The sequence below is a fragment of the Phascolarctobacterium succinatutens CAG:287 genome (assembly GCF_000434895.1).
GTDB lineage: Bacteria > Bacillota > Negativicutes > Acidaminococcales > Acidaminococcaceae > Phascolarctobacterium_A > Phascolarctobacterium_A succinatutens_A.
Window position 1 is genome coordinate 34,982 of sequence record NZ_FR892816.1, and the last position, 11,599, is coordinate 46,580.

General features: G+C 49.2%; 8 protein-coding genes. All 8 read left to right on the forward strand.

The features are described from left to right. The first annotated feature begins 746 nt into the window (after positions 1-746). Positions 747-1,274 carry a hypothetical protein gene (locus BN587_RS09450; RefSeq protein ID WP_021720878.1) on the forward strand — a complete coding sequence of 176 codons (528 nt, stop codon included), beginning with the start codon at positions 747-749 and terminating at the stop codon, positions 1,272-1,274. 1,055 nt (positions 1,275-2,329) lie between these two features. Beyond that, positions 2,330-4,159, forward strand: a complete 1,830-nt coding sequence (gene glmS / locus BN587_RS09455; RefSeq protein ID WP_021720879.1) for a glutamine--fructose-6-phosphate transaminase (isomerizing) — start codon at positions 2,330-2,332, stop codon at positions 4,157-4,159. A 116-nt stretch (positions 4,160-4,275) separates the two neighbouring features. Continuing rightward, entirely contained in the window at positions 4,276-5,526 is a 1,251-nt protein-coding gene (locus BN587_RS09460) for a WYL domain-containing protein (RefSeq protein WP_021720880.1), read from the forward strand. Next, positions 5,513-6,442, forward strand: a complete 930-nt coding sequence (locus BN587_RS09465; RefSeq protein WP_021720881.1) for a WYL domain-containing protein — start codon at positions 5,513-5,515, stop codon at positions 6,440-6,442. The genes BN587_RS09460 and BN587_RS09465 overlap by 14 nt, the downstream gene beginning before the upstream one ends. A 197-nt stretch (positions 6,443-6,639) precedes the next feature. Then, positions 6,640-8,613, forward strand: coding sequence for a proton-conducting transporter transmembrane domain-containing protein (locus BN587_RS09470; RefSeq protein WP_021720882.1), 1,974 nt, complete (start codon positions 6,640-6,642; stop codon positions 8,611-8,613). Continuing rightward, a complete protein-coding gene (locus tag BN587_RS09475; RefSeq protein WP_021720883.1) occupies positions 8,610-9,500 on the forward strand; it encodes a respiratory chain complex I subunit 1 family protein in 891 nt (296 codons plus the stop codon). The genes BN587_RS09470 and BN587_RS09475 overlap by 4 nt, the downstream gene beginning before the upstream one ends. A 10-nt stretch (positions 9,501-9,510) precedes the next feature. Further along, the gene (locus BN587_RS09480) at positions 9,511-10,140 is read left to right on the forward strand and encodes a hypothetical protein (protein ID WP_021720884.1); all 630 of its coding nucleotides are present in this window, start codon (positions 9,511-9,513) and stop codon (positions 10,138-10,140) included. A gap of 8 nt (positions 10,141-10,148) precedes the next feature. Further along, the coding region (locus BN587_RS09485) for a proton-conducting transporter transmembrane domain-containing protein (protein WP_303684954.1) at positions 10,149-11,599 on the forward strand (1,451 nt) is incomplete at its 3' end.

An 11,599-nucleotide genomic window follows, 5' to 3' on the forward strand; every position in this document is an offset into this window, starting at 1 on the left:
GCAGTTTTTGTCAAAGCTTCTCTCAAAATATCTTTCCCTACCTTGCCGGCAAGCGACTTAGATATTTCAGCAATAACTTTATTTACACCACTGACTCCATACATTACACCAATGAACAACAAAATTATTTTTTGAGTTTTTTCGTCCATACTTCCTTCAATAGAACGAATTTCCGGATAGCCATAAATATAGGCTAATTTCTGAGATATTCTCAGGACATGAGCCATATACTGTGCCAAATCAGCCGGGATTCCTACAAAACTGCCACTACCAGTAGCAAAAGACAAAGCAGAAACTTTCTTCTTCTCGTAATTAATGCACTCTCTTGCAATTTCATACAAAACACTTTCATTTACTCCAGCTCTAATAGGGCTAGTCTGCACAATCCGTGCTACTATTTCACGATCAAATCTGCTAGAAAAATATTTTTGAAGAAATTCTTCTCTCTCAATCTTTACGCCAGGCAACTCTACTGCCACTGCCAATGCTTTGTTAAAATCTAAATGAACTCTATTACTCATTTAAACTCCTCCATTCCGTCTATAAATCTATTAAGAAGATAAAGCTTTACTTCACTATACCTCTCTGTACCCCCTGTCAAGCAAATGTCCTTTTTATCTTCGCAAAATGTACAGTTACTTTTTAACACTGTTATTTTTGCTCACTTTATCTTTCCTTGCTTATATGTTACACTATAAGCAGCACTTTTTGGTTTCTTTGCAAGAAACTTTCGGGAGGTCTGCACTATGACGAACGAAAAACGCGTAATAGAAAATTTAAGAGAAAACTATCAAGAAATAATATCCAACTATGTCATTACAGCCTATGCTGCATCTCGTCATGCTTCAGTCAGCGCCGGCATGGTATGCACGCCACCCCTGTCGTCATTGAGCAATATTAAAAATATCGTCAAAAGCTTTTCTAACACCTGCGACATTTATCCTTCCATCATCAAATACTGCGAGGAAAAAGATATCGCAGAAAACGAACTCTATAAAAAAGCGCACGTCTCTAAAACTGTTTTTTCCAAAATTCGCAGTATGAAGGACACCGGCTACAAGCCTAGCAAAAGTACGATTCTCTGCTTATGCCTGGCTTTGGAGCTGAATAACAAAGAGACAGAAGAAATGCTCAACATCGCAGGCTACTCTTTATCTGGCGACATCATTGCCGACAAAATTGTCAGCTACTGCATAAGTAAGCGATATTACGACGTTTATGACATCGAAAATCTTATTCTGGAAAAAACAGGTGGAGCATATTTGTACTCCTGACAAAACAATTATACAACAACAGCTATACCAAAAGAGAACGCCCAACTATTACCAAACAGTAATAGTTGGGCGTTTGTACGCTATGTGCTCTGTTTTTGAGCAGAGAAACTTTCACAGCTTGTTCGTTTTTGTGCTAAAATATTTTTATGGTGCTTCCATAACGGTAGGCGGTTGTCCCTCTGGCAGCAAGATTCTGTATTACTGCAAATCTAATGGCAAGAGGGGGTGAGACCAATGATGACTTTAGATAATCTTATCTCTGTTCTCGGCTTATGTCTGACTTCAGTAGCTCTAGGATTCGCTCTAGGTTATGCGCTAGGTCAAATTCACGCAAAAAAATAACCGCCCAGTCTGCAAAACAAGCGGTTATTTTTTATAACTAAATGTTCAAGGACAACCGTCTATCGGCGGCACCTTTTCTACTTCTATGATAGCACAAAGTAAAGCGTTTGACAACCGTTCTTATTAAATTCACAAATCCATCATGTCTTATACTATTACTTAAACTTTCCACATAAAAAAGCTGTTTTTAGCTGCTCAAACCCTTATCACATCTAGAACTTACGAATATAAAAAACAAAATTCAATTGTCTAAGATGGGATTATACTATATGAAACGCCTGCAGACAAGCATCAGGCAAGAAAAATTCAAGGAATGTTTTCTTGACCTGCCAGTCATCATATTGTAAAATTAAATTAGTCTAAGGATGTGCCGCGTGGGACTGCCTGCCTGCGCGGCTCATTGTCTGTTTGCTCATAAATCAGCAGAGCCTTGTCTTTGCTGCCAAAAGCAAACAGTGAAGGATGTAAGCGCATGTACCGCTCAGGCGGTGGACGAGGAATGAGGTTATCGATCAGTCAGCGGATGCCTCACGGCCGGCTGCAGGCCGCAAACCATGTACAAAGCCCTCCGGTAACGGGGGAGAGAAAAGCAGGGTGGCAGAAAGGGCAAAGAATATAATACAGGCTCGCAAGGGAGAAGGTATCAGATACGAGAGAACCTGACTAAGCAGATGATGCCTTATACCTTGCAGCGTAGAGGAGGATTACTACTTATGTGCGGAATTGTAGGTTATATCGGTAATCACGAAGCAGCCCCCTTTTTGCTTGACGGTATGAGCAAGCTGGAGTATCGCGGTTATGATTCTGCCGGCATTGCTGTTTATGAAAACAACAGCATTCGTGTAGAAAAATGTGTAGGCCGTCTGGATGCACTGCGTCAGAAATTGGCAGGCAATATGCCTGTGGGCAATGTTGGTATCGGTCACACACGCTGGGCAACACATGGCCGTCCGTCGGATCGCAATGCGCATCCCCATACGGACAGCAGCGGTAAGTTTGTCGTTGTCCATAACGGTATTATTGAAAATTATCTTGGCCTGAAGGAAGAACTGATTGCCAAGGGACATGAATTCCTGTCCGAAACAGACAGCGAGGTTGTAGCTCATCTGATGGCGGACCAATATGACGGAGATTTCGAAGAAACCGTCAAAAAGGTGCTGAAGCTTATCAAGGGCTCCTACAGTCTGGTATTTATGTGCGAATACGAGCCTGATAAAATCATCTGCACCAAAAAGGATAATCCGCTGATTATTGGTCTTGGCGAGGGTGAAAACTTTATTGCCTCCGATATTCCGGCTATTATCAATCATACGCGCCGTACCTTTATCATGAGCGATGGTGAGATTGCTACAGTAACTGCAGATGGCGTGTGGGTGCAGGATATCAACGGCACTCCCATCAGCAAGAAGGTGTTTGTTGTAAACTGGAATGCGGAAGCAGCGGAAAAGGGCGGCTTTGAGCATTTCATGCTGAAGGAAATTTATGAACAGCCCAAGGCTTTGCGCGATACCATGACCAGCCGTCTTGATGCGGCAGCAAAAACCATCGGCTTCCCCGAGCTGAACTGGACAGCAGAGGAACTGAGAGACATCAATAAAATCTTTATTGTGGCCTGCGGTACCGCTTATCATGCAGGCATTGTCGGCAAATATTATCTGGAGCAGCTGGCGCGTGTGCCGGTTGAGGTGGATATTGCCAGCGAGTTCCGTTACCGCGATCCGCTTGTTGATGGCAACAGTCTGACGATTGTTATCAGCCAGAGCGGTGAAACCAGCGATACGCTGGCAGCACTGCGCGAGGCTAAACGTCTTGGCTCCCGCACTCTGGCGGTTACCAATGTTGTCGGCAGCTCTATTGCGCGTGAGGCAGACCAGGTTGTTTATACCTATGCCGGTCCTGAAATTGCCGTAGCATCTACCAAGGCTTATACCACACAGCTTCTGGCAATGCTGATGCTGGCGATTTATGTAGGCCGTCTGCGCGGCAGCATGAGTGCTGAGCGTGAGCAGGAGCTGGTGCAGGGTCTGACCTTTGTGCCCGAGCAAATTCACAAGATGTTGGAAAACGTGGACCAGATTAAGGTGTTTGCGCGTGAGTACGGCAGCAGTGAGGATGCCTTCTTCCTGGGACGCAGCCTTGATTATGCTGTAGCGCTGGAGGGTGCGCTGAAGCTGAAGGAAATTTCCTACATTCATGCGGAGGCTTATGCGGCAGGTGAGCTGAAGCACGGCACCTTGGCGCTGATTGTTTCCGGTGTGCCGGTAATTGTGCTGGCAACACAGATGGACGTATACGATAAAACCGTCAGCAACCTGCAGGAGGTTAAAGCACGCGAGGCTGTGGTTATTGCTATCGGCTTTGAGGGCGACACCTCTCTGGAAAAATATGCGGACCATGTTATCTACATCCCGCGTACGGATAAATATCTGGCACCGCTGATGGCAGTGCTGCCCTTGCAGCTGCTGGCCTACTATGCGGCGCTGACTCGCGGCTGTGATGTTGATAAACCGCGTAACCTGGCGAAGAGTGTAACAGTTGAATAAAGAATAAATTAACGGCGTAACGGATAAAAAATCTGTTGCGCCGTTTTTGTAATTACAGAGATACGCTGCTTATGTTATACTAATATTAATTTGGAGCGGAAGGGGAAATAAAGCAGATGGCTTATAGCGAGCTTTTTAAAAATTACAGTGATATCCGCAATTTTATGCGGCGCTTTTATGTGTACGGCTTTGAAAAGCGGCAGGATTTTACCGCTAAAAGCTCCAGAAGCTACGATGATAATCGCCGGCGTCTGGACAGCTGGCTGGAGGATTATATGAGCTTCAAAAGCGAAGCGGACGGCAGAGCTTACCGCATTTCCTTTGACAGCAGCAGTATCAGTCATAATCCCTTGTATAAAACCTGGAAGGCCAAGAGCTTTACGTCCATGGATATTACACTGCATTTTTATCTGCTGGATATTCTTGCCGACGGCAAGGCCTATTCGGCGGCAGAGCTGTTGGAGCTGCTGTGCAGCCGTTATTTCAACTGCTTTGACAATCAGCTGCGTCAGCCCGATGAATCGACGGTGCGCAACAAGCTGAATGAATATACTGCGCTGGGAATGCTGCGGCTGGTGAAGCAGGGACGGCGTAATCTTTACTGCCTGGCGCGTGATGAGGTGAACTGGCACAGCTGGCAGCTTGCCTGCGCCTTCTTTTCCGAGGCGGCGCCTTTGGGAGAGGCAGGCTCTTATCTGCTGGATAAATTTGCCGAGGACTGCGAAGCGTTTGCTTTTAAGCATCATTTTATTTTATATACGATGGACAGCAAGCTGCTGTACGAGCTGCTGGAGGCGATGAACAGCAGGCAGTCCGTAACGCTTTACCGCTGTGACAAGGACGGCAGCAGCATACCGCAATATGTTTGCCCTTTGAAAATTTACTGCAGCACGAGGACCGGACGACAGTATCTTTTGAGCTATAGCTATGCTGCACGGAAGCTGTTGTTCAACCGCTTGGACCATATCGAGAGTATTGAGGTTAAACGGCCGGAAGGGCGCTATGAGGAATTTTTGCAGCTGGCTAAGGAGGCAACTCCGCACATCTGGGGCGCAGGCATGCTCAGGACAGACCGGTTAGAGAAAATCAGCTTTACGGTGGAAGCGGCAGCTGACGAGCAGTTTATTGTGCAGCGCCTGGAGCGCGAAAAGCGCTGCGGTACGGTGCAGCAGCTGGATGCGGAGCATTATCGCTTCAGTGCTGCCGTGTATGATGCGCGTGAGCTTTTGCCGTGGATACGCACCTTTATCGGGCGTATTACTGTCTTTAGCTGCAGTAACGAGGAAATAGAGCGCATTTTTTTTGATGATCTGGAGCAGACGGCGGCCTATTATCTGCAGGAGGTGCAAGCGGATGGCGAAAAATGACAGCTTTTTTAACGAAATATACGGCACCTATTTTAATGTTGTGAGCAGTATTCTGCGGCAGGCACAGGAAAAGCAGCTGACGAAGGACAGCTTGGAGCTGTTGGTGCGGGAGCAGGCCTTTGCTGACAGCTGCCTGACCATTCCCAAGGCACTGCAGGACGGAAGCTGGCCGCTGCTGCAGAAGGATATGACTACGCCGCTGCGGCATGCACCGGCGATGCCGTTGACAACATTGCAGCGTCGCTGGCTGAAAAGCCTGCTGACGGATAAGCGGATACAGCTTTTTGATGTAGATTGCAGCGGGCTGGAGGATGTGGAGCCGCTGTTCAGTGAGGAACAGTTTGTGTATTTCGACCGTTACAGCGATGGTGATAATTATGATGCTCCGCAGTACAAACAGCATTTTCGCTTGCTGCTGCAGGCGATAACGGAAAAGCGCAGGGTGGAAATCAGCTTTATCAGCGGCAAAAACGAAAGCGTGCGGAAGGAATATCTGCCGCTGCAGCTGGAATATTCGGCGAAGGATGACAAGTTCCGCCTGAAGGCGGTGTGCGAGCGCCATCTGCATTACGTTAATGTGGGGCGTATCAAAAGCTGCAAAATGCTGGAGCAGACGGAAGAAGAAGCCTGTATGCTGCTGGAACCGGAGCGCTGTGCGGTTACAGTCCTGCTGACGGATGAACGCAATGCTCTGGAGCGGGCGATGCTGCATTTTTCGCATTTGGAAAAGATAACGGAGCGCTTGGATGAAAAGCATTACAGGCTGCAGCTGATGTATAACAAAAGTGATGAAACGGAAATGGTTATCCGTATTTTATCCTTCGGACCGTTGCTGCGGGTGCGGGAGCCGGCAGGCTTTATTGAGCTGCTGCGCCACAGGCTGCGTAAGCAGCTGGCGCTGCAGGCGAAGGAGTAAGGGTAAAAATATAATCTACCGCTTTAATGCCGAAGCCTTATTATAAACCACCGGACCTGTGAAATTTCTGCAGGTTCGGTGTATTTTTTTTGCCTGCTTAACAGTAATTTGCTTTTACGCAATCAACAAATGTGTTATAATTAACGATACATGTCATTTTTGTGAAGAAGTTGAAATTTTTATGTGTAGGTGATGAAATGGAAATGTTTTTAGTGGCTGTTGGCTTCTATGGCATCGGCGTATTAACCATGCTGCTTCCCCACGGCATGCAGCGTGCTGCACACTGGCTTGCTAACAGCGCTGCCCTTTTTGGCAGCGCTGTCTGCTCTTATGCGGCAGGCCTGCTGCTTTTCGGCGGCGTGAGCCCCGCACCCCTGACCTGGGGCTCGTATTCTTTAGGCTGCGATGGCTGGAGCGCAGTCTTTCTGCTTTTGACCGGTATCGCCGGTGTTGTTACCAGCCTGTACGCGCTCGGTTATGCGCGTAGCTATGAGGGCAGCCGTCTGCGCCTTTTGGGCGGCATGTGGTGCTTGTTCATCATGTCTATGGTACTGGTGCTGCTGGCCGGCGATGCCTTCAGTTTCCTGCTTTTCTGGGAGATTATGGCCGTAGCCTCCTTTATGCTGGTTAACCATGAATCCGAAAAGCGTGCTACCTGGAATGCTGCCTATCAGTATCTGGTTATGACCAGCGTCGGTACGGCGGCGATTATGATTGCCTTTTTGCTGACAGGCTCGGCCAGCGAGGGCTTCAGCTTTGCTGCTATGGCCAAGAATACGCTGGAGGGCAGCTGGCAGCATCTTGTTTTTGGTTGTGCCTTTGCCGGCTTTGCTTTGAAAGCCGGTCTGGTGCCGCTGCATGTTTGGCTGCCTAAGGCGCATCCGGCAGCACCCAGTCACGTTTCCGCGCTGATGAGCGGTGTTATGCTGAAGATTGCTCTCTACGGCTTCGGTCGTTTTATGTTCAGCTTTTTGCCTGCCTGGAATTACTGGTGGTGCGTTGTTGTACTGATGGCAGGCGTAGTATCCGCATTTTTGGGCGTACTCTATGCTCAGATGGAAACGGATATCAAGCGCGTGCTTGCTTACTCTTCCGTGGAAAATATGGGCGTAATTTTTGCTGCCTTCGGCTGCGGTATGCTGATGAAGGCTTCCGGCAGCAGCTTTTATATGCTTGGCTTTGTGGCAGCGTTGGTACATGCCTTTAACCACAGCATTATGAAGGTGCTGATGTTTATGTGTGCCGGCAGCATTATGCACGGCACCGGCAGCAAAAACCTGGAGCTGTTCGGCGGCCTCGCACGCAAAATGCCGTATACCGCTGTCTTTGCTTTCGTCGGCTCGCTGGCGCTTGCCGCTATTCCGCTGACGAACGGCTTTACCGGGGAATGGCTGGTGCTGCAGAGCTTTATCAGCCTGGGCACAAGCTGCGCCGGTCAGGATATCCGCCTGTGGACTGCGGTATCCTTTATTCTGCTGGGCTTTACCGGAGCACTGGCTCTCGGCTGCTTTGTACGCTTCTTCGGCATCACCTTCCTGGGCCGTGCTCGCAGTGAAATTGTGGAGCATGCGCACGAATCCGATAAATTTATGCTCGCTGCTATGGGCGTTGCATCTGTTTTAGTTGTCGCTTGCGGTCTTTATCCGCTGCCGGTAGTACGCGCAGCGCTGTTGGCGCTGGGCATGCCTGTCGCACTTGATGCCTTCGGCATGAATCTGGCGTGGGCCGGCGTTGGTACTGCTGTCTGCTACAAGCCGCTGCTGCTGCTGGCTTTGCTGCTGGTGCTGGGTGCAGTGCTGTGGCTGGCTGTTAAGGACTGCTTTGTTGTGGAGGATGTTACCTGGAACTGCGGTACCTATCCGACGCAGCGTCAGCAGTATTCCGCAACCGGCTTCAGTAAGCCTGTACGCCGTGCGTTCGATTATCTGCTGAAGCCAAAACGTCAGGTAACCTACATGCGCAAGGAGCATGCTTACTTCGGCCGTCAGCTTTCCTACAAGCTGGAAATTCCCGATATGATTACGGAAAAGCTTTATCAGCCGCTGCAGAAGCATTTTGTAAGTATTTCTAATTTCCTGCGCCGTTTGCAGCAGGGCAGTGTGCGTTTATATGTTGCCTATGTTATGGTGGCAATGATGTTGGTACTGGTATGGGGGGCGCTTTATAAATGATTTTAGAGAATGAATTATTACAGCTGGCCCTCGGTATGGCGCAGGCAGTTTTACTGCTTTTGTGCGCTCCGCTGGTAACCGGCATTGTTAAAAAGGTAAAGGCCTGGATGCAGAACCGTATCGGCAGCAGCATCTGGCAGGAATATTACGATATCCGCAAATGGTGGGGCAAGCCAACTATGCTTACTCCTTATACCAGCATCACCTTCCGTCTGGCACCTTGCGTATATTTTCTGACGACCTTTGCGGCAGCTTGCATGCTACCGGGCTTCTTAGGCGGTCAGGCCGGCTTCGGCGACGTTTTTGTATTTGTTTATCTGCTGGCCTTGGGACGCTTCTTTATGGCAGTTTCCTCGATGGATGCAGCCACCGCCTTCGGCGGTATGGGCGGCAGCCGTGAGGTTTATGTGGCAGCCTTCGTTGAGCCTGTTGTGATGCTGGCCGTGCTGTCTAACGTACTGCACACCAACAGCACTTCGCTGGCAGGCATGAGCCTGCGTACGGATGAGGTCAACCTGACGGTAGCAGGCGTGCTGACCTGCATTGCCTTCTTCCTTGTATTGCTTGCAGAAAACAGCCGTATCCCGGTTGATAACCCTGATACGCATCTGGAGCTGACGATGATCCATGAATGTATGACACTGGAATATTCCGGCCGCCTGCTGGCGCTCATCCATTGGGCAAGCCAGCTTAAGCTGCTGGTATTCTTAGTGCTCTTCGCTATGCTGTATCTGCCGCTGGATTTGCCGGTTGTATTTAAGGTGCTTATCGGTGCGGTGGCTGTAGGTGTGGTTGAAACCTTGAACAATAAGATGCGCCTTTTCAAGGTGCGTGTATATCTGGCGGCAGCGGGCCTGATGCTGCTGCTGGCAGTAGTGGCACAGTAAGGAGGTAACGATGGAATATTTGGTTGTAAGTTTAATGTTTATCGTTTTCCTGCAGACGCGCTTTGTGGAGCTGCGCCGTGCAACTCTGTGTCTGGCGCTGCAATCTGCCTTGATTGCTGCAGCCTGCCTTGTCGTAGGTATGAGCCATGGCAGCGGTTTGCATGCCTGGCTGCCTGGTGTGCTGACGATTGCCGTTAAGGTGCTCTTTATTCCTTACGCTATTTTGCGCGTGGTGAATCAGCTGCGCGATGAGCGTGAAATTGTCAGCGATATCAATGTAAATTATTCTACTGCCTTTGCAGCCTGCAGTCTGGCACTCGGCTACATGGTAATTGACGGTCTGCTGCCGCAGGCAGAGGGACGCGATATTCTGGCGACCTCTATGTTTATGATTATGACAGGCCTCGCGCTGATTGTTATGCGTAGCCGTGCCATTATGCAGATGATTGGCCTGATTACCTTGGAAAACGGCATTTATCTGCTCGGTCTGATTATGACCGAAGGCTTGCCGCTGATTATCGAGCTGGGCATTTTCCTTGATGTGCTGATTGCTGTTGTTATTCTTGTTATTTTAACCTCGCGTCTGCGTCTGTCGTTTAAAACTACGGATACAAATGTGCTGGACAAGCTGAAAGGGTAGGGGATGTAATGTTAACATATATTTTGATACTGTTATGCCTGCCACCCTTGTGCGCGGTGCTGGCACTGGCTGCTGGCTTCGGCAATAATATCCTGCATTGGCTGCACCGCCTGACGGCAACTGCGGTAGGCGTGTGCGTGGCGCTGATGGCAAAGTCCTTTAATCCTGCTGTGCCCTATGTTGATGATTATTTTTACATTGATGCGCTGAATATGTGGGTAATCATTATCATTACCACACTTTATCTGGCAGCAACCTGGACTGCGCGTAATTATCTTACGCGTGAGGAGCGCTGCGGCGTGCTCAAGGGCGAGCAGCTGCAGACCGGCCGTTACTTTGCGCTGATGCAGCTTTTCTGCTGGACAATGTTTATCGTACTGCTGGTAAAAAATCTGGGCCTGATGTGGGTTGCCATCGAAGCGACTACCTTAATCAGTGCGCTGCTCATTTCCTTTAAATTTACCCGCGCTGCTTTGGAAGCAACGTGGAAATATATTATGGTTTGTACCGTTGGCATTTGCTTGGCACTTTTGGGTACACTGGTGCTGTATTATGCGCAGCTTGATGCTTTGGGCGGCGAAAAGGCGCTCAGCTGGCTGTATCTGCATGAGCATGCCAACAGCCTGAACCCGGCGATGACCAAGCTGGCACTGCTGTTTATCGTTATTGGCTACGGTACCAAGGCAGGCATGGCGCCGATGCATACCTGGCTGCCTGATGCCTATGCCGAGGCTCCGTCACTGACCAGCGGTATGCTGAGCGGTGCGCTCTGCAGCTGTGCTATTTATGTATTGCTGCGTAATCTGGTTATCCTGCTGCCGACAGCAGGCGCTGCGATGATGAGCAGCATGCTGCTGTTCTTTGCTGTGCTGACTGTGGCGATTGCCGTGCCGTTCGTTGTTGTACAGCGCGACGTTAAGCGTATTCTGGCGTATTCCTCTATGGAAAACATCGGCATTATGGTTGCCGGTATCGGCGTCTTTTCCGCTTTTTCCCTGAAGGCTGTGATGCTGCATATGTACAGTCATGCGATGATTAAGTTTGTTCTGTTCTATATTGCCGGTACGATTATTCAGGAATATCAGACTCGTAATATGATGCGTATTCACGGTATGATTAAGGATGTACCGCATACCGCAACCTTCTGGCTTACCGGTATGCTGGGTATTTTGGGCCTGCCGCCGATGGGACTTTTCTTCAGTAAGTTTTACATTATGGCGTCTATGTTCCGTGAGGGACATTGGGTAGCAGGCAGTCTGCTGATTATCCTGCTGGCCGGTGTGCTGATTGGTATTTTGTACCACGGCATGCGTATGCTGTGCGATAAATCGAAGCGTCAGCCCTTGGGCGATTTGCTGGGCGCGACCGACGTGCCTGTGCTGGCAGCGCTGCTGCTTTTGACCTGCGTAGTGGGCGCAGGCTTTGAAAATATTCCCTGGCTCAACAATCTGCTGAACCA